Here is a 20417-nt window from a genome sequence, read left to right as displayed (position 1 = left end):
GCACGATATAAGACATAAAAAGCCATCTTCAACAGATGGCTTTTCGATATTTTTGAAGATACAAGATCTACTATTTGACCAACTCAACATTTACCGCATTCATTCCCTTTGGACCTCTTTCCATCTTGAATTTTACGTTATCGTTCTCACTAATTTCATCAATCACACCGCTTTGGTGTACAAAGACATCCTCATCGGAATCCTTAAGCTTTATAAAGCCAAATCCTTTGGCAGTATTGAAAAATTTTACTGTTCCTTTTTTCATTATTTTTCTCTTTATTAGTTACTATTCCTATGTTTAACTTAAAAATGTTCTTTCGCATCATTGCTGAGAAAAAAAGAGAGCAGAAAAAGAATATTGAATTTAGGGAAACAAGATTAAATTGGAGCTTTCCGAATTTTAACATAGTAAAGATACCTGCTATTTGTATACCTTATCCAAATCATATGTTAAATATAATATTGAGCAATAAATAGGGATGTTTAAAAAGAATTCCCCTTTACTTGCGTTCAAAATTTATTTTCATAAACATAAGTCAAACAAAACCCTATCAAAAGAAAACATAACCCGGCATATTGAATTCTCCTTCAGCTCCCCTGCTTCTTTATTTATAAAAGGTTATCACGAATTGTATTGATTCATATAACCATTTTGTTATGTAAGAACTAAAGCACATACCGTAATCTAAAGGTTATAAATCTCGGTAAAATAAAGGTTTCAGTAGAAGAAACAAAAAGGTTTGTCGCTCTGTTATTTACTCGTGAGGTTACATCTAATATATTAGTAGCCCTCAATGTATATTCCCATTTAGCATCTTTGTCTTTTCTGTACGATAACGAAGCGTTCCAGGTATCAAAGGATTGACTAGGTCCATCTTTTCTACTTTGTTTGGTGTAGGTGTAGTCTGTAACAAAAGTCAATGATTTCCAGATGTATGCATCAAAATCTATGGATGGTGCATTGGTGTAAAATGTGGTTTTATTAGATCCTTGGGTATTTGTCGTGATACTGTAGTCATATTGCACGCTAACATTAGGTGCTTTTTTGAAATTAGTTCGTAATCCCGGTCTGTAACTTTGAGTAAATCCTTCATTCACGGACCTCCTGTCCTGAATAAATTGGTTGATTTTAGTATAATTAAAACTGGTATTCATAGTTGCTCTAACCTTACCAAAAGTTCTTTGAATACGACCAAATGCAGAAAAGTTCTCGTCTGCAAAATTAGAATTAAAAAAAGTACTTGTGGTTATTACATTATCAAAATTAGTCAGGCCGCGTATTTGGTCTATATTTTTAGAATATGCTAATCGTGCAAAAATGTTGGTATAATTGAACAAATTGAAACTAGAATAAAACAGACTTAAATTATGAGATAAAGCATTTTGAAGTTCAGGCTCTCCAAATTGGATACTATTAAAGTTATTAAGCACTAGACCTTGTGCTAATCGGGTAACATCCGTAAATTGATTACGCATATCGTACCGCAACGTAAGACTTTCGTTTTTCTTAAACTGTATGCGGGTTTCAAAATCTGGTAATAACCTAAAAAAGCTTTCATCAAATTCCTGATTAAACTGACTGTTTTTATTTACATAAGAATGAACAGAAAATCCCGGTGTAAAAATGAACTTCCCTGTTTTAAATCTATAGTGGAAACCTACATAAACATCACTGAATGTATATTCTGTATCATTGGTCGCTCGCCCCTGATTAAAAGTTGGAGTTGGATCAAATTGAGCGTTATTATTTAAAAATTGAAATAACCTAGAGTTGAATCTTTGCTGACTAAAAATAGTACCTAAGGTCACATTTAAGTTACTTTTCGCATTAATAATATAAAAATAATCAAGCTTAGCATCCAGTTGATTCGATTTGATCCTTCTGTTCTGACCTAAATTGTAATTTTCTAAATTTCTGTCTAATCCTAAAGCCTCTGCTGTATTATCGAAAGGATCGCGGTCAGCTGGGTTCACAGCATCATTATTTGTGGGATCGTTGACCAGTCTAGCATTATAAAAAGGATCTTCATCTTTTAATAAATGTTCTACTTCTAATGCAAAAATATTATCCTCATCAAGTGTATAATAATACTTTAGACTTTGATTAATACTGTAAGGGGTTGCTTCTTCGGTTTCTGTAGTAGCACCTAAAATAGAGGAAGAAAAGCTTTGGCCCTGTACATCTTTAGAAATGCGTCCTAAGACATCATAATCGATTTGATTATTGACATTGGGTTTATAAGATGCGCTTAACTTTAGTAGTCCCTGATCGGATTTCTCTTCGTTATTTTCTTCTGTAGATTCATCCGGAATTCCTAAATCTGCATCGGTATATTGAATAAAATTAGATTGCCTTGCAGAAAGACGACTTACATTAAAAATAGCAAAACCACTTAGATCTAAAGATGTATTAGGTGAATAACTAAAATTTGCAGCACCTAGTTTATTCTGTATAGAAGTAGCATTATTTTGATTGGTTAAGAAACCTAAATCGTTATTACCTAAATCAATACTGGTCCCACTAGTTCTGCTTGGTGCTCTAAAACCACCTCCAAAACTTCTGATATCTCTTCTGGATAAAGCAACTTCTCCTGTGTTGTTAATATCGCCAATAAAATTAATACTATATTTAGGACTATAGTAAAAAAGTTTAGGTTGCGCCAAATACAATGCCTCATCCGGAGAAAAACCTCCACCGGCAGTTACATTTCCGAACCAAAAACTTTCTTTTCCTTCCTTTAGTTTGATATTTAGAGCGACATTATCCTGATTGTTGGTAACGCTACTTAACTGACCTACTTCAGAATAATTTCTGAGAACCTGAATCTTATCAACCGCTTTAGAAGGTATATTTTTAGTGGCTACTTTGGTATCGCCATCAAAGAAATCTTTTCCGTTAACCATTAATTTATTCACTACTTTTCCCTCAACTTCTACCTGACCTTCTTCGTTTATCTCTACTCCGGGCAGGTTTTGAAGTACATCTTCTAATTTTCGTTCAGTACCTGTATTAAAAGAATCGGCATTATAAATTAAAGTATCTCCTTTCATCGTTACTGGCATTTCATAGGTGATTTGCACCTCATCCAGCGTATTTCCGAATTTAAGGATAATGTTTTTGATTATATCTGTTTCCTTCACAGATATTACTTCTTCGTAGTTTTCCATACCAATATAGCTCACCGTGAGTGTGAATTTGGTATTCTTACTGAGATTTAATTTGTATTTTCCTTGAGTATCGGTTGTTCCGTAAGCTTGTAAGATTTTTGTTTCCTGATTTATGGCCACTACATTTGCCAATTCTAAAGGATTACCCAAACTATCCTGTACAGTACCTTTTAGTTCTATTTGGGCAAAAGTACTCTGTACAATCCAAAAAAGAGCTAACACTAATAGAGTTTTCATAAATTTTAAATACTATTGAATTTCAAAAAATTCAAACTGTTAACTTCCAGGTCTTCTTCTTCCTCTATTGTTACGCATCTCCTGCATTTTGCCGGTGATAATTTCTTTGTATTCTTTTTTAGTAACTTCTTTCCCCCTATCCGGAGCTTCAATTTTACTTTTCTCTTCTGGGTTCATTACAATTTTAAAGCACAACATTGTAGTATTATCCACATTTACTTCCAGAATCAACCCTGGTAATCCCCAGTATTCTGAAGGGCCCAAACTAACCGGAATATTTAAAGTATACCAGGCGATAACTTCAGTCATTGGAACTTCTTCAGGTTTGTCGGAATTATTCGCTGCTCTTAATTCACCCCAAGAAAAGTCATACCAGGTAAGATCTGCCGTAGGTATCGTTGCTGTTGCTTTATAGCAAGTATATCCACCAATTTGTTTGGTCTCCGCTCCCATTTTCCATGCTATCGGAAGCAACTTATCTTTGACTAAAAAGTTCTTTCCATAAAATTCTTGTTGCTGAACCAGCTCTTGAGTCTTTACATTTTTATATTGCTCACCGGGGGCGAAGTTTTTCCCCCAAGTGTCAGTAGCACCAGAAAGTACATCCACATCCAGTTTTTCATCCTCCTTAAATGTCGATGATACCTTATCGAAGGTTAGCACATATTTTTTCTCCAGCCTATTCTTTAAACGTGCTGCTACCTGTTTTTTCTGAGCTTCGCTCAATCTGGCTCCCCAACTACCCAATTCCATAGTTGACTTAGCATAGTAATAAGCTTTACCTTGAAAATCTTGAGCTAAAAGACTCGAAGAAAAAAGAAAGAAGAAAAGGTAAAACAGGTAGTTCTTTGTTAGCGTTTTCATTGTGACTAAATTTTGTTTAACGAATATATGTAATTGTTAAACATATGTTTAGTATTTTATTAAAACATTAACGATATAAAACACGTAGCAAAGATTACAAGGTGAGGCATTGATTTATCAAAAATAATCAATATTCTTACACATTTTACTCCTTATGTTTCCCTAATTATCGATTTACTATAATTTATTAAAACCAGTATCAATAAAACAAATGTTAATTACTTTATAATGTAGTAATAGTTTTAGTAGTATTTATTGTAATTTAATTTTATGAACATACTCAATTACACTCCCGGAATTTTACAATACATCCCATTTTTTTATGTAATCTGGTCTGATGATTTATTATCACATTCTGAAATATCTGTGGTAAAAAACTATATTCAAAAAGATCAAACATTGAGCAAAAAGGATCAACAGAGACTTATAAATTGGTTAAATAAGGATGTTCCTCCTACAAACGAAGAGTTTAAAAATTGGAAGAGCACCATTTCTAATTCGGAGGTAAAACTTATAGAAGGTGATACATATCCGCTCTCCACATTCAGCCAAAAAATTGTTTGTCATTATCACACTGATTGTCCTTTTAATACTAATCTAAAAGAGATAGAGATCAACCTTGGTATACAACCCAATCATTATAATCATTTATTTGATGTAGAAGTACAGAAAGAAGCTACTTCGAACCTTTATAATGCCGAATCGATCGATACTATTCTAAAGGGGAAAAACGCATCTATCATAGACACTTTCAGAGAAACCTTACGCGATCCTATTTTTAAATGGCAACTAAGAAGGACTAAGGAAGAATTTCGGGAACATGTTTTGAAACAAATAAAATTCCTTGCAAAAAAAGGGTATGGATCCATGGCTTATCCAGAAGTATACGGAGGAATTGATAATATGCCTGCCTACGCAAATATTTTCGAAAATTTAATATTTGTCGATGGTAGCCTTGCAGTAAAATTTGGAGTACAATTTGGTCTTTTTGGCGGAAGTATCCAGAAGTTAGGTACTAAAACGCATCATGATCAATATCTCAATGATACAGGTAATGCTGATCTGCTAGGGTGTTTTGCTATGACAGAAACCGGGCACGGATCTAATGTAAGAGGTATAAAGACTACTGCTACTTATGATAAGAAAACTAATAGCATTATCATACATACTCCTGGAAATAATGATAATAAAGAATATATTGGAAATGCTTTAGACGCCAAAATGGCATCAGTATTTGCACAATTAATTGTGAATGGAAAAAATGAGGGAGTACACGCAATTTTAGTCCCTATCCGTAATGAAAAACACGAACTTCTACCGGGTATTCGTATCGAAGACAACGGCTATAAATTAGGCCTTAATGGTGTAGATAATGGCAAAATATGGTTTCATCAGGTACAAGTTCCTAAGCAAAACTTATTAAATAAATATGGAGATATTACTGAAGAAGGAACGTATTTTTCAGATATTAAGAATTCTAATAAGCGTTTTTTTACGATGTTAGGCACTTTGGTTGGAGGAAGAATATGTGTAGCCCGTGCCGGTCTAGGAGGTGCTAAAAAAGCACTGACCATCGCTGTTAAACATGCTTTAAAAAGAAGGCAATTTAACGATAGTATCAAAATTCAGGAGGATCTCTTGATGGATTACCCTTCTCATCAATTACGACTTATCCCCCCAATAGCTTCCTGTTACGTGTATGATGTTACTTTAACTCATATAATGGAAGAATATAGTAATGAAGGGACACCCGATAAACGAAAGGTAGAAACACAAGTTGCCGGTCTGAAATCCATTATTACTTGGTTTGCAAATCAAACAATCCAGGAATGTAGAGAAGCCTGTGGTGGCAAAGGATATTTAATAGAGAATCAAATCGCTGATCTGAAAGGAGATGTAGATATTTTTACAACTTTTGAAGGAGATAATCATGTCCTACTACAATTAGCTGCCAAAGGAATTTTATCAGAATTTACATCAGAATTTAACAGCGCAGGATTTACCGCCGTTCTAAGACTATTAACCTCAAGACTTAATGATAAATTCAACTCCATTAATCCAACCTATACCAACAATACAGATAAAGATCATTTGTATAGCTCAAAATTTCATAAACACGCATTTGATTACCGTACAAGACGACTTACATATACAGTGGCAATGCGTATTAAGGATTACATAAAAAAAGGGGTTCCTTCTTATCAGGCTTTCTTGAAAGTTCAAACACATTTATTAGCTTTAGGAAAAGCTTATAGTGTAGAACTAGCCTATACCACCTTTATTAATTTTACCGAAACAATTAAAGAAGAAAAACACAAATTGTTATTTCAAAAATTAGGGACTTTGTATGCGTTACATGAATTGCGTGAAGATGCGTCTTGGTATTTAGAACAAGGATACATCAGTAGTAATAAATCTAAAGCTTTACGACAAAGAGTAGAACGTCTCTCTACAGAATTAAGACCTCATGTAGAAACGCTAGTTGATGGATTTGGTATTCCTGAGCATTGCATAAATGCCCCTATTGCAAAATAAATAATACATGAAATCTATGTTTTATTTAAAAAAACAAACTAAACACCGTATCCTCTCCCTCTTTACTGTTTACCAAAATTTTACCTTTATTTAGTAACATAATTTGCTTACTTAAACTTAGTACAATACCACTACCGGTAGTTTTGCTTCTAAAAAACGGAATAAAAATACTTTCTACAATGTCCGAAGCCTTTATTATATGCTTTGATAAACTAATTTTTTTATTTTTTATAACTAAAATCTACAACCACTCTACGTACAATAAATGCAGTAAATTTCAATTATTTCAATTCTGTAAATCCTTACCTATAATCTATTATTTTAAGGAGCATCTGTAAGTCTGGGTCTAAAACCTCATTTATTTTTTATTCTTTTAAAGTCCATAATCTAAAGGAAGCATTTTTCCTAATTTTAACCCTCCCATATATCCAGCAAAACGAAAAAGGCGTACCGGACGATAATTCCCATATCCATCAATAGAAAAACTTGTCAATTTGTGATTAAATAGCATTTGAGAAAATTTTGATGAATCGTACAAAATGGTAATTTGATTTTTATTGGTGGTCACATTTGCAAATCCATTCTCAACTTCCACAGTAAAACATTTCTTAGGCCTAATTTTTTTTCCTTGATAAAAGAGTTTAAACTTATTCTTACGTAATTTTTTAGTGGCGATACTCCGCATAAAATGTAAAAAAGATCCGAGATATGCCTCATCTCTTCTTACCAAATAATGCTCTGGATCAGGCTTGGTTTCTATTTTATCCGTATAAAAACTGGATCCCATAAAAAACACTGATTTCACTTCAGGGGATTCATTATTACCTTCTTTAAATAGAATTTCGAAGCTTATTAAATCATAGGATATGTCGTAAGCTAAAAAATCATTTTTAATCCTAATAGGTACATAGGCACTAGGGTATAATTTATTCTCCGATAATTTATAGAACAGTTTTATATCTTTCTCATTAAGTATCTTACAAGTATTCTGAATATTTCCAGAACCTATAAAATAACGTTTAAAATATGCTAACTTCTTCTGTCTAGACCAGCTATCATTGCTTAAATATACAGGATCAAGAGGCTCTAGTTGTTCTTTTAAATATACAACGATGTTATTTTTATCCTGTATCCGAGATTGTTCTATGGTCTTATTTTCATATCCCAAATAAGAAATAATCAAAGGTTCATTACTTGCGCTATTCGTTTCCAAATAAAAGCGGCCATTATTATTTGTAATTACTCCTTTGGTAGTTCCGTTAAGATATACCGCAACAGCTTCCAAAGGTTTCTTTGTAACAGCATCCAATACAATACCTCTTAACTCTTGCTGACAGTATAATGATAAATATTGGGAGAAAATAAAAACCATAAATAATCCCCGAAGACATCGTCGATAGTAGAGTTTCATAATAAAGAATTGATTGATGATTGATGATTGATGATTGATGATTGATGATTGATGATTGATGATTGATGATTGATGATTGATGATTGATGATTGATGATTGATGATTGATGATTGATGATTGATGATTGATGATTGATGATTGATGATTGATGATTGATGATTGATTAAGATACCAATTAAAAAATGACAAACAAAACAGAACTTCTCATTTTTTGAGTACTTGCGTAATTTACCAGTTCTTCTATCAAAAGCACACCAATTGCATTGATTACGTTACACAATAATTAATGGGTGCATCCAAATAACTTTTATCAAAACACCAAACTAAACACGGTACCCTCTCCCTCTTTACTGTTTACCAAAATTTTGCCTTTATGTAGTAACATAATTTGCTTACATAAACTTAGTCCAATACCACTACCGGTAGTTTTGCTGGTAAAAAACGGAATGAAAATACTTTCCATAATATCCTGTGGGATTCCGGAACCGTTATCATAAACTTTTATGACTATATTTCTGTTCGGTTTTTGTTCGGCAACCACGCGTATTTCTGGATTAGTTTGATTTTTGCAGGCATCCACTGCGTTTAAAATAAGATTAATTAATACCTGTTCGATTAAATAACTATCAATGCTCAATTCTAATTTTGGTGGCGTTATTTTAAAATCAATACGAATGTTTTTCACGTCCAAAGAAGGCTGCATTAATAATTGTATGGTCTCAAAAAGATCTGTAATCTTCTTTTTCTCCAGATTTAAATGTGTTACTTTGCTTAGACTGCGATACGTTTTAGCAAACTTTAATAGACCTTCACTCCTGTTTTTTATAGTTTTTACGCCAGCGTTTAGATCTTCTAATTCAAGTGGATGTTCTTTCGGATTACTTAATGTAAGTTCTAAATGCGATTGCAAGGTATCAGCCAAAGATGAAATTGGGGCAATCGAATTCATAATCTCGTGTGTCATCACACTTAATAATTTTTTCCAGGCCTCTGATTCATTTTTATTTAGGGTATCATCTATATTTTGTAAAACAATTAATTTAAACGGGTCATCCTTAACCTGAAAGACCGTATCAGAAATTAATACTTTTATCTTTTCATTTTGAACCGCAATCGAAATAGAATTTGGTTCCTTATGATAGGTTTCGAAAACTGCATCATACAAATCGGGTTTTCTTTTTTCTACAAAACGAATATTCTTGAATGAAGGAAAATCCAGAGTTTCTCTAAATGAATCGTTAGACCATAATACATCACCTGTTTCCAGATTGTAAGCAATAATACCAATATCCACCATCTCCAGGATCTTTTGCAGATATACATATTGTGCCTCATTTTTAGTATTTATTTCTTTGATAGTGCGATTCACCTCATTAAAACCTCTATAAAGAAATCTTATATCCTTTGGTCCCCTATCTTCTGGAAACCACCTAGAAAAGTCACGATACTTTACTGCCTCAAAAAAGTCATCCATAACTGTAAACCGGCGCTTTACAAATATATAGGTCGAATAGCCGACATATAAAATCATAAAAGAAATAAGAGTAACAATACTGGTATATTCTTTATAGAACGCATATACCAATCCTAAGATAAGGAATACTAGCATTAGGATCCTTAAAAATAGTCTGGTGATATAACCGTTATAGTTCATATTTATCTAACCTTCGGTATAATGCGGCTCTGGTAATACCTAATTCTTTTGCAGATTTTGAAACATTTCCTTTGTTCTTTTCTAATACCGTAAGAATTGCATTTTTTTCAATACTATCCAAATTCATAGTGCCTACTGAGGCCTTATTAGTTGATCTTTCAATAGAAGAAAACACCAAATCATCAGGTTTTAAGACGTCACCATCACACATAATCACGGCACGTTCTAAAACGTACTGGAGTTCTCTTACATTACCGGGGAAATCGTGCTTTTTTAATTTAGAAATAAACCCAGAATCCAATGTAAATGGCGTTTTATTATATTTATCTGCATAAACACTAATAAAATGTTTAGCCAGCAACGTGACATCGGTTCCTCGATCCCGTAAAGGCGGCATGATAATATCTACGGTATTAATTCGATAAATTAAGTCTTTTCTAAACTTTTGCTCGTCTGCTAAAATTCGAGGTTCTATGTTGGTTGCGCAGATCAATCGGATATCAATTGGAATAGCTTTATTAGACCCTAGAGGTGTTACCAACCTGTTTTGTAAAACCGTTAGCAGTCTTACCTGCTGTCCTAAAGTAATATTGCCTATTTCATCCAGGAAAAGAGTTCCTCCGTTAGCGGCTTCAAATCGTCCAATACGATCTTCTTTAGCATCCGTAAATGCTCCTTTTTTATATCCAAATAATTCACTCTCAAAAAGTGATGAAGTCAATGCTCCTACATCTACTTTTACAAAAGGCTTATCCTTTCTGTTTGAATTATCATGTAATGCTCTTGCGATTAGATCTTTACCCGTTCCGTTTTCGCCAAGAATCAAAACATTTGCATCGGTTGGAGCAACTTTTTTAAGCTTTACAAATACATCCTTAATAACATCGCTTTCTCCAATTATTGCAGTTTCACTAGATGCGGTTACGCTTTTACTGGAAGCTTTTGATTTTTTAGCTTTTAGCAAAGATGTAATCGTATCTATAATTTTTTCATTCTTCCAAGGCTTTACCAAAAAGTCGGACGCTCCTTCTTTTAAGGCACGAATTGCCAAATCAATATCTGCATAGGCAGTAATCAAAATAACATCAGTGTCAGGCTTTGTCTCCTTAATCCTATTTAACCAAAAAATCCCTTCGTTACCGGTATTTACCAAACCGTTAAAATTCATATCCAGAATGATAACGTCGAAACTTTTCTTTTCTATTTGGGCATTTATATTGCTTGGATTCTTTTCGATAACAACCTCCTTCACCAAAGGTTTTAATAAAAGACGTAATGCTGTTAGTACGTCTACATCGTCATCTATAACTAATATCGTTGCTTCCTTTAAAACCATTGATACAATATTACAATAATATCCCCAGCATATAAAAATTAGAAAAGTAAAAAATATCTAGTGTGCTCACTTGTACTGTTTCCGAACACAAAGTGTATCGAAACCGAACACTTTTGCTTTTGTATAACCTACTTTACTTATTAAAAAACAGATACTTACGTTTTTGGCACTATCTTGACTATGCAATTGGTGTACAAAAATAAGATTAAAAGTATAACGAGATAATTCATCAAACAATGAGCAAATCAATCTTAATTCTAATTCTAAGTTTATTCACATTTTTTTGTGGGCAAAACACCAAAAATTTTAACTCATCTAATGAAGAGTATTCCGCAACAAAAGATTCTCTAACTGCTACATTAAAAAATGCAAACAAAGATGGAGAACTTGTAGGTTTTTCCGTAGCAATAATTGATCAAAACAATATATTATATAATGAAGGTTTTGGATTTTCAGATGCTAAAAACAAAAAGAAATACCAAACCAATACAATTCAAAACGTAGGATCTATTTCTAAAACTTTTATAGGAATATCTTTATTGAAAGCTCAAGAATTAGGAAAGCTAGATTTAAATGATCCTATAAACAAATATTTACCTTTTAACGTTACAAACCCTAATTATCCTAATAGTCCTATTACAATATTGCAATTAGCAACGCACTCTTCTTCTATTGTAGATTATGAGGAAAATTATCTGAAAGGTTATTTTCTTAAAAACGCAAAAATCGAAAAAGACGAAGTTCCGTTTACACACTTTCAAAATCCAGATAAAAAAACATCTATGCTTCGTTTTTTAGAGAACTGTTTTTCAAAAGAGGGAAAATGGTATACTCCCGAATCTTTTTCAAAAAACAAGCCCGGATCAACATTCGAGTACACAAATTTTGGAGCTGATTTATGCGGGCTAATAATTGCACAAGCCACCGGAATGTCTTTTAAAAATTTTACTAAAAAACATATTTTTGAACCTCTGCAAATGAATGATTCTGCGTGGAAATTAAACGAAGTTGATACAGATAGACGCTCCAAGTTCTACCTCTATAAAGGTCAAAAAATTGCAGACTACGAAGCTGTATCCTATCCAAGTGGAAGCCTACTTACTACAAGTGAAAATTTAAGTAAATATTTAGCAGAACTAATGAAAGGATATGATGGAAAAGGAACCTTATTAAATAAATCTAGTTACAAGACTTTCTTCGAAAAACATTTTGAGAATAACTTAAACAAAAGTGGAAGGATCAATGTTGGAACTTTTGTAGAGTACAACAATGATTTTATAGGCTCTAAAGATTTATTAATTGGTCATAATGGTTCTTGTATAGGTTCTTTGGCGATGATGTATTTTAATCCGGAAACTAAAATTGGAAAAATATTAATGATCAACACAGATATCGATTATAAAGAAGAAGTAGTAGTTCCGTATATAAAGGATGTTTGGAAATCTATTATAGAATTTGAAAACAAAATTAACTAAATCAACTAATTAGCACCAATAATCAAAAGACAAAGCATGGACGTTCCAATTCAAAAAAAGAAATTTTCAAAATCACGTATCGCAATGATGATAGGCGGCTTAGCAATATTATCATTGATACTATTTGTATTCATACAGTCTTCTGGAGGTTCTAAATTGAATGTAGAAAAAGAGCGTATCGCTATTAGTACCATTAAGAAGGATGTATTTCAAGAAAACATTCCGGTAAATGGAATTGTGCTACCCATTACTACTATTTACCTGGATGCCCTGGAAGGCGGACGCGTTGAGGAAAAATTTGTTGAAGACGGAGCTATTATGAAGAAGGGACAACCTATTTTAAGACTATCCAATACCGATCTGGAATTAAGTTTGATCAATCAAGAAACATCAGTATATAATTTACTAACGCAAATGCAAATTTCTCAAAATGCTGCACAACAAAATACTATAAACAGGAGAAACCAATTTACCGATGTGGAGAATAGCTTGATAGAAGCGAAACGCTTGTATGAAATGAATAAAAAACTATACAAAAAAGGTGTTGTGGCTCGCCAGGAATACGAATCCTCAAAAAATGATTACATCTATCAACAACAACGAATGCAACTTGCTAAACAGGTCTTAAGTCAGGATTCTATATCCACAAAACAAGAGTTCAATCAGGCTCAAAGTTCGTACGCAAGAACGCGAAGCGCTTTAGAACTGATGCGAAAAAAGGTTGGCGATCTGGTTGTACGCTCTCCGGTTGACGGACAATTAACTTCGTTAGATGCAGAAATCGGGCAATCAAAAAATAAAGGAGAACGACTTGGACAAATTGATGTATTAAGCGGTTTTAAAGTTCGTGTAGATATTGATGAACACTATATCTCCAGAATTTATGCGGGGCAGAAAGGAACCTTCAGTTTTAATAACATTACCTATACGCTCATCATTAAAAAAGTGTTCACTCAAGTTAATAACGGACGTTTTCAGGTAGATATGCAATTCGAAAGTGATGTTCCGGAAGGAATTCGCAGAGGGCAAAACTTACAAATCCGTGTAGCGCTTAGTGCTGAAAAGCAAGCAATACTTGTACCTAAAGGAGGCTTTTTTCAAAAAACGGGAGGAAACTGGATTTTTAAAATAAGTGAAGGTGGAAATATAGCATACAAAGTCAACATACGTTTAGGAAGTCAAAACACAGAATATTATGAAGTCATCGAAGGCTTACTGCCAGGTGATCAAGTAGTAACCTCTAGCTATGACAGTTTTGGAGATACCCAAGAATTAATATTAAAATAAAAGAAATCAATCTGTCCGTCTCAGGCGGATCAAAAAATCGAATACAATGATACAAATAACAGACTTAGAAAAATTTTATCGAACCGAAGAGGTCCAAACCATCGCTCTAAACAAACTATCATTTAGTGTCAATGAAGGTGAGTTCGTAGCCATTATGGGACCTTCTGGTTGTGGAAAATCAACTTTGTTAAACATCTTGGGACTGTTAGATGATTCCGATGGAGGAAGTTTTAAGTTTAACGGTAAGGAAGTTTCGGGGTATAATGAGCGTAAACGTTCAGAATTACGCAAGCATAATGTAGGATTCGTTTTTCAGAGTTTTAATCTGATTGATGAACTTACAGTTTTTGAAAATGTAGAATTACCATTAATCTATACGGGTGTTAAACCTGCAGAACGTAAACAACGTGTAGAAGAAGTATTAGAAAAAATGCAAATCATGCACCGCCGCAATCATTTTCCCCAACAATTATCCGGTGGACAACAACAGCGAGTTGCGGTTGCGAGAGCTGTAGTCAATAACCCAAAACTAATTCTAGCTGATGAGCCTACAGGAAATCTAGATAGTGCCAATGGTAATGAAGTGATGGATTTATTGATTGAACTTAATGAAGCAGGAACTACCATCATCATGGTGACACATAGTGAGCACGATGCTAAATATAGCCATAGAATTATTAGAATGTTAGATGGGCAAAAAGTAACCGAAAATGTTTTAGTCTAGAGGTCATCATCAATCAATCAATCAATCAGTCAATCGACAAGTCTGCATAAGGTAGATGAAAAAACGAACAGTAAACCAAATAATTATGATCAGGAATTATTTTAAAATAGCATTAAGGAACCTTTTGAAGAATAAAGTGTATTCCTTTATAAATATATCCGGATTAGCTATCGGAATGGCTGCTACCATGCTCATTGGGCTATGGATATATGATGAACTTAACTATGACGACTATTTCCAAAATAAGACCACTATTGCACAGGTATTTCAGCACGAGTCTTCGAACAATGTTGTAAGTACAGGTCCTGCAATACCAAGACCATTAGAATTTGCCTTAAGAGAAGGATATAATGATAATTTCAAACACATCATCATGTCATCCTGGGAGCAACCAAGATATATTCGATATGAAGAGACTAATATTAATAGACTTGGAAATGCGATGCAAGAAGGAGCTCCAGAAATGCTGAATTTAGAAATTATTGACGGAGTAAGAGATGGTTTGAAAGAGAAAAATTCAATTATGTTATCTGAATCCTGTGCGAAAACTCTATTTGGATCTGATACGGCGATCGGTAAAATTGTGAAGATAAATAATCGTGATGACCTCGAGGTTACAGGTATTTATAAAGATATCCCTGATAACAATTCATTCAGTGATATGGACTATTTGGTACCATGGAAATATTATGTAACCACACAGCCATGGTTAGAAAGAGCAAAAACCTCTTGGGGAAACAATTCGTTTCAATTGTTTGTACAAATTAACGATCATACCACTATGGAAGCTATCACTTCCAAAATTATTGATGTTAAAAAAAATGCATCTGCAGAGGAGGCAGAATTTAATCCTCAAATATTCCTATTTCCTATGAAAGATTGGTATTTGAGAGGAGATTTCGAAAATGGAGTTCAAACCGGTGGTCGTATCGAAAACGTTTGGTTATTTGGTATTATCGGAATGTTTATTTTATTATTAGCATGTATTAATTTTGTGAACTTAAGTACCGCCCGTTCAGAAAAACGTGCAACAGAAGTGGGTATTAGAAAATCAATTGGATCTCATAGAGGACAGTTGATATTTCAATTTTTAAGTGAATCATTTCTGGTCGTATTTTTAGCATTTGTAGTTGCCGTTGGAATTGTATTATTAAGTCTGAATGGTTTTAACAATTTAGCAAGCAAAGCCATCGTTTTTCCCTGGTTGAATCCTTGGTTTTGGTTTGTATCCATAATCTTCATTTTTATTACTGCGTTTCTATCCGGAAGCTATCCCGCATTATATTTATCATCTTTCAACCCTGTTACGGTTTTGAAAGGAACTTTTAGGGCAGGTCGCTTTGCAGCGCTTCCCAGAAAAATATTGGTAGTCACTCAATTTACCGTATCCATCGCTCTAATTATAGGGACTATATTGGTGATGAGTCAAATTGAGCATAGTAAAAACAGACCTACCGGTTACAACAAAGAAGGATTGATACAAATTCCTGTAATGAGTACAGAGTTTATTGGAAAGGCCGATATTATGCGTAATCAGTTCATAGCTTCTGGCGGAGCCATAGAAATGGCTACAACAAGCAGTCCAACTACAAATGTATGGTCTAATAGGTCAGGATATAATTGGGAAGGTAAACCACCAGGTTTTCAGGAAGATTTAGCATATACAGATGTTTCTTATGAATTTGTAGAAACGCTGGGGGCCAAAATCATTGCAGGTAGAGGGTTTTCAAGAGATTTCCCTTCAGACTCTTCTGGGGTTATACTGAATAAAACGGCTGTAGAGTATATGGGAATCCAGGATCCCATCGGAAAACTCATACGTGATTCTGATATAGATGATCCTAATCCAATGCCGCCACTCAAGATTATTGGTGTGATCGATGATATTATCATGCAATCACCCTATGCCCCTGTGAAACAATCAATGTACGTTTTTGATAGGTATGGTAATTATTCTTTTTTTAATTTAAGATTAAATCCAGAAAAGAGCATTCGAGAAAACTTAGAGATTATCGAAGAGGTATTTAAAACCAACTTTCCTAATGTTCCATTTGACTATCAATTTATAGATCAAGAATACGCTAAAAAGTTTAGAGCAGAAGAACGAATTGCAAGTTTATCCAAAGTATTTACTATCCTGGCAATTTTTATTAGTTTATTGGGCTTATTTGGATTAGCATCTTTTGTAGCAGAACAGCGAACCAAAGAAATTGGTATTCGTAAAATACTGGGAGCTTCTATCACCCATTTATGGATGCAATTGTCCAAAGATTTTATCACCCTGGTGATTATTGCATTGGTTATTGCATCTCCAATAGCCTATTATTTTATGAGTCAGTGGCTACAAAAGTTTCCGTATAGAGTTGACATTTCGTACACTGTATTTTTAATAGCAGGACTAGGTGCCTTGCTCATCACGATCATAACAGTAAGTATTCAGGCCATACGCACCGCAACCGCCAATCCGGCCAATGCATTACGAACAGAATAGATGTAATCAATCAAATCAACCTATCAGTCATCGATAGGATTAAAAACGAACAATAATGATACTTAATTATATAAAAATAGCTTTCCGAAGCTTACTAAAAAATAAAGGTTATAGCTTTCTGAATATATTTGGTTTGGCGATCGGTATAACCTGTGCCAGTCTTATCTTTTTATGGGTAGAAGACGAATTGAGTTTTAATGATTCTTTTGCCAGACAAGATCACATCTATTATGTACCCACCAATCAGCAATATGAAGGAGCCTGGCGAACATTTTACGCTACTCCAGGTCCTCTGGCACAGGTGATGAAAGAAGAAATACCCGGTATCATTAGAGCAACACGCTCTAGTAGAGAAGAACGAACTTTTAACGTTAAAGACAATGCAATAAACAAGACGGGCCGTTTTGTAGACAAAGATTTTCTATATATTTTCAGTCTAGATTTTATTGAAGGCTCTATTGAAAAGGCTTTTGAGACTCCCGAAGCTATTGTCCTAACCAAAGAAACTGCAGCACTACTTTTTGGTGAAAAAACCAAGGTATTAGGAAAAACCATCAAAGTGAATAATAAAGATAATTATCTCATTACCGGTGTGGTTGAAAATTTACCTGAAAATGTCACCTTTGCTTTCGATTGGGTTGCTCCTTTTGAACGATACCGGGATGGTGCTGTATGGATGACAGAATACGGTAGTAATTTCTCAGATACTTTTGTAGAGTTATCACCAGAAGCCGAGGTTACAGCTGTGGCCAAAAAAGTACGTGAAATACTTCCTTTAAAAAATCCAAATAGTAATACGTATGCATTTCTACATTCTATGAAAGATTGGCATTTACGATCAAAATTTGAAGGAGGAGAAAAAGCCGGTGGAAGAATTACCTATGTTCGTTTATTTACAGCTATTGCACTAATCATTTTATTAATAGCATGTATTAATTTTATGAACCTCTCTACTGCCAGAAGTGAAAAAAGAGCTAATGAAGTTGGCGTTCGAAAAGCCATCGGATCTAGTCGACCAAGATTAATGATTCAGTTTATAATTGAATCTTTGTTAATGTCGTTCCTCGCTTCTATTTTTAGTATATTTCTGTTATTACTGATTCTACCACAGTTTAATATACTCATTGAAAAAAACTTAACATTAGGCCTATCAAATCCGGTACACCTTGGTGTTTTGATGCTCATTACATTGGTTTGCGGTGTCTTTGCTGGTTTGTACCCAGCTTTTTACCTATCTTCTTTTAAGCCGGTAGAAGTATTAAAAGGTATCAAAGTTTCCTCAGGTTCAGCATCATTTATACGTAAGGGACTAGTGATAGGGCAATTTACTATTTCGATTGTATTTATCATTTGCACCATCCTCGTATATCAGCAAATACAGCATGCAAAAAACAGAGAACTTGGGTTAGACAAAGATCAATTAATTTCTATGCGTATCAATGATGAAATCATTAATAAATTTTCGGTAATCCAAGAAGATCTCATTAAAACAGGAGTTGTACACAATGCTGCTTTATGTAATTCTCAAATTTTATCGTCTGGAAATAATGGTTCTGGGTTTGTATGGAATGGAGGCGTTGATACCGAACAGGTGTTGCTTTCGTTCAGAAATATTACAGCAGGATTTTTTGACACTACCGGTATGGAAATAGTTGCAGGAAGAGGTTTTAGCAAGAATGTAGATACCGATAGCACAAATGTTTTGGTTTCTGAATCATTAGCTAAATTAATACATACAGAAAATGTGATCGGAAGTCGTATTCGAAGAGGTGAAGATTCCTATGAAATTATTGGGGTTGTAAAGGATTATTTATACGGAAATATGTATGACACCAGTGATCCCGTTTTGTTTATCAATAACCCCTACTATGCACGATATATGTATATAAAAACAAAGACAGGTATTCCTATCCAACAAGCATTATCAAAAGTTGAAGATATCTTAAAAAAACACAATCCGGCTTTTCCTTTTGAATATAATTTTGTGGATAAAGAGTTTGATGCTAAATTTAAGAATGAGCAATTAGTAGGTCAGCTTTCCCAAATTTTTGCATTACTAGCAATACTCATCTCCTGCCTTGGACTTTTTGGACTAGCTGCATATACTGCTGAACAACGTAGCAAAGAAATTGGAGTTAGAAAAGTGCTAGGAGCCAGCGTTACAGGTATCGTACGCTTGCTATCTAAAGATTTTCTAAAGCTAATTTTGATATCCTTAATGATTGCTATACCTATTGCCTGGCTAACCATGCACAATTGGTTACAAGATTTTGCTTACCGAATAAAGATCAATTGGTGGGTTTTTATCATAGCAGGATTAACTGCTATTATCATTGCTTTGGCTACCGTAAGTTTTCAGGCGATCAAAGCCGCAATTGCAAACCCTGTAAAGAGTTTAAAAACAGAATAAAAATCATCATCAGTTTAATTATATAAAACACATTCATCATGAAATATCTTAAGTATTTTCTCGCAATCATCATATTTTCTATAACTCAAATACTCTTGGGACAAACGGCTAAGGCTGTCGATTCCTTTGAGAAAGTAATCATAAGCCCGCATATTCAGGCAACTTTTGTAGAAGGCGAAGAAGAATCTGTCATCATCCAAGAGAGCACAGAGCCAGAAGACAAAATAAATATTGAAGTGAAGTCAAATGTCCTACGTGTCTATCTGGATGATGCTAAAGAAACGACTAAAAATGAAACAGTAGTGGTCAACGGAATCAAAAGGCAAGTACCCATTTATAAAGGAAAAGTACTTACGATCATCGTACACTACAAACAGTTAAAAGCTTTGTCTATAAAAGGAGAACAATCCATCATATGTAAAAGTAAGATAGCTACTGAAACTTTTAAATTGAAGATGTACGGAGAGTCGGAAACCATCTTTAAGGATGTTAATTTTAAATTTATGGATGCTGATATTTACGGTGCCAGTAGATTAACTATTAATAAAGGAACTATTGAAAATCAAAAAATTACTGCTTATGGGGAAAGTGTTATTGATCTTTTGGGAGTAGACAATAAAAACACAAAGCTCAAAGCTTTTGGAGAAGCAGAATTCAAAATTCAAGCATCTGATCGTATCAAACTTACCGCTTTTGGTGAGGCAAAACTGTATTATAAAGGAGATGCCTCTATAGACAAAGGACTCAATATAGGAGCGGTAGAAATCACCGAGATTCAGTAATCATCACTAACAATTCATCATTCTGTCCTATCTGGGTAGATC

13 protein-coding genes are annotated in these 20417 nt (G+C 33.9%); 7 read left to right on the top strand and 6 right to left on the bottom strand.

Translation table 11 applies throughout. The features are described from left to right. Window positions 1-70: 70 nt before the first annotated feature. From ACE94K_RS12175 to ACE94K_RS12165, 3 genes are all read right to left on the bottom strand, one after another. Window positions 71-265 carry a cold-shock protein gene (locus ACE94K_RS12175; RefSeq protein WP_378172476.1) on the bottom strand — a complete coding sequence of 65 codons (195 nt, stop codon included), beginning with the start codon at window positions 263-265 and terminating at the stop codon, window positions 71-73. Between the two features lie 401 nt (window positions 266-666). Then, window positions 667-3405, bottom strand: coding sequence for a carboxypeptidase regulatory-like domain-containing protein (locus tag ACE94K_RS12170; RefSeq protein WP_378172473.1), 2739 nt, complete (start codon window positions 3403-3405; stop codon window positions 667-669). 39 nt (window positions 3406-3444) lie between these two features. Further along, complete coding sequence (locus ACE94K_RS12165) at window positions 3445-4269, bottom strand: GLPGLI family protein (RefSeq protein ID WP_378172471.1); 825 nt, start codon at window positions 4267-4269, stop codon at window positions 3445-3447. 270 nt (window positions 4270-4539) lie between these two features. On the opposite strand from ACE94K_RS12165, the gene ACE94K_RS12160 reads away from it, so the two are divergent. Continuing rightward, window positions 4540-6804, top strand: coding sequence for an acyl-CoA dehydrogenase (locus ACE94K_RS12160; protein ID WP_378172468.1), 2265 nt, complete (start codon window positions 4540-4542; stop codon window positions 6802-6804). 373 nt (window positions 6805-7177) lie between these two features. Here ACE94K_RS12160 and ACE94K_RS12155 read toward each other — a convergent pair whose 3' ends face one another. The 3 genes from ACE94K_RS12155 to ACE94K_RS12145 all read right to left on the bottom strand — a co-directional run bounded on the left by ACE94K_RS12155 (window position 7178) and on the right by ACE94K_RS12145 (window position 11206). Further along, the gene (locus ACE94K_RS12155) at window positions 7178-8215 is read right to left on the bottom strand and encodes a carboxypeptidase-like regulatory domain-containing protein (protein WP_378172466.1); all 1038 of its coding nucleotides are present in this window, start codon (window positions 8213-8215) and stop codon (window positions 7178-7180) included. A gap of 311 nt (window positions 8216-8526) precedes the next feature. Continuing rightward, window positions 8527-9870, bottom strand: coding sequence for a PAS domain-containing sensor histidine kinase (locus ACE94K_RS12150; protein ID WP_378172463.1), 1344 nt, complete (start codon window positions 9868-9870; stop codon window positions 8527-8529). Further along, entirely contained in the window at window positions 9860-11206 is a 1347-nt protein-coding gene (locus ACE94K_RS12145) for a sigma-54-dependent transcriptional regulator (RefSeq protein ID WP_378172460.1), read from the bottom strand. The genes ACE94K_RS12150 and ACE94K_RS12145 overlap by 11 nt, the downstream gene beginning before the upstream one ends. Window positions 11207-11442: 236 nt before the next feature. Here ACE94K_RS12145 and ACE94K_RS12140 point away from each other — a divergent pair, with 236 nt between their 5' ends. The 6 genes from ACE94K_RS12140 to ACE94K_RS12115 all read left to right on the top strand — a co-directional run bounded on the left by ACE94K_RS12140 (window position 11443) and on the right by ACE94K_RS12115 (window position 20375). Next, on the top strand, window positions 11443-12681 hold the full coding sequence (locus ACE94K_RS12140) for a serine hydrolase domain-containing protein (protein ID WP_378172457.1): 1239 nt from the start codon (window positions 11443-11445) through the stop codon (window positions 12679-12681). A 36-nt stretch (window positions 12682-12717) separates the two neighbouring features. Next, the gene (locus tag ACE94K_RS12135) at window positions 12718-13968 is read left to right on the top strand and encodes an efflux RND transporter periplasmic adaptor subunit (protein ID WP_378172454.1); all 1251 of its coding nucleotides are present in this window, start codon (window positions 12718-12720) and stop codon (window positions 13966-13968) included. 46 nt (window positions 13969-14014) lie between these two features. Further along, entirely contained in the window at window positions 14015-14692 is a 678-nt protein-coding gene (locus ACE94K_RS12130) for an ABC transporter ATP-binding protein (RefSeq protein WP_378172452.1), read from the top strand. Between the two features lie 85 nt (window positions 14693-14777). After that, window positions 14778-17183 (top strand): ABC transporter permease, encoded by a 2406-nt coding sequence (locus ACE94K_RS12125; protein ID WP_378172449.1) that lies wholly within the window; start codon window positions 14778-14780, stop codon window positions 17181-17183. 55 nt (window positions 17184-17238) lie between these two features. Further along, window positions 17239-19593: an ABC transporter permease gene (locus ACE94K_RS12120; protein WP_378172446.1), complete on the top strand. Its 2355-nt coding sequence runs from the start codon at window positions 17239-17241 to the stop codon at window positions 19591-19593. A gap of 38 nt (window positions 19594-19631) precedes the next feature. After that, complete coding sequence (locus tag ACE94K_RS12115) at window positions 19632-20375, top strand: GIN domain-containing protein (RefSeq protein WP_378172443.1); 744 nt, start codon at window positions 19632-19634, stop codon at window positions 20373-20375. The last annotated feature ends 42 nt before the right edge of the window (window positions 20376-20417 follow it).

This window comes from Aquimarina besae (genome assembly GCF_042434905.1).
In the GTDB taxonomy this organism is placed as follows: Bacteria; Bacteroidota; Bacteroidia; order Flavobacteriales; family Flavobacteriaceae; genus Aquimarina.
Note: the sequence above shows the minus strand (reverse complement) of the source record. Positions and strands in the feature narration are given on the sequence as shown.

Coding starts and splice junctions, on each gene's coding strand:
- ACE94K_RS12175 (WP_378172476.1), bottom strand. CDS start 265: ATGAAAAAAGGAACAGTAAAATTTTTCAATACTGCCAAAGGATTTGGC.
- ACE94K_RS12160 (WP_378172468.1), top strand. CDS start 4,540: ATGAACATACTCAATTACACTCCCGGAATTTTACAATACATCCCATTT.
- ACE94K_RS12145 (WP_378172460.1), bottom strand. CDS start 11,206: ATGGTTTTAAAGGAAGCAACGATATTAGTTATAGATGACGATGTAGAC.
- ACE94K_RS12120 (WP_378172446.1), top strand. CDS start 17,239: ATGATACTTAATTATATAAAAATAGCTTTCCGAAGCTTACTAAAAAAT.
- ACE94K_RS12115 (WP_378172443.1), top strand. CDS start 19,632: ATGAAATATCTTAAGTATTTTCTCGCAATCATCATATTTTCTATAACT.
- ACE94K_RS12135 (WP_378172454.1), top strand. CDS start 12,718: ATGGACGTTCCAATTCAAAAAAAGAAATTTTCAAAATCACGTATCGCA.
- ACE94K_RS12125 (WP_378172449.1), top strand. CDS start 14,778: ATGATCAGGAATTATTTTAAAATAGCATTAAGGAACCTTTTGAAGAAT.
- ACE94K_RS12150 (WP_378172463.1), bottom strand. CDS start 9,870: ATGAACTATAACGGTTATATCACCAGACTATTTTTAAGGATCCTAATG.
- ACE94K_RS12170 (WP_378172473.1), bottom strand. CDS start 3,405: ATGAAAACTCTATTAGTGTTAGCTCTTTTTTGGATTGTACAGAGTACT.
- ACE94K_RS12165 (WP_378172471.1), bottom strand. CDS start 4,269: ATGAAAACGCTAACAAAGAACTACCTGTTTTACCTTTTCTTCTTTCTT.
- ACE94K_RS12155 (WP_378172466.1), bottom strand. CDS start 8,215: ATGAAACTCTACTATCGACGATGTCTTCGGGGATTATTTATGGTTTTT.
- ACE94K_RS12140 (WP_378172457.1), top strand. CDS start 11,443: ATGAGCAAATCAATCTTAATTCTAATTCTAAGTTTATTCACATTTTTT.
- ACE94K_RS12130 (WP_378172452.1), top strand. CDS start 14,015: ATGATACAAATAACAGACTTAGAAAAATTTTATCGAACCGAAGAGGTC.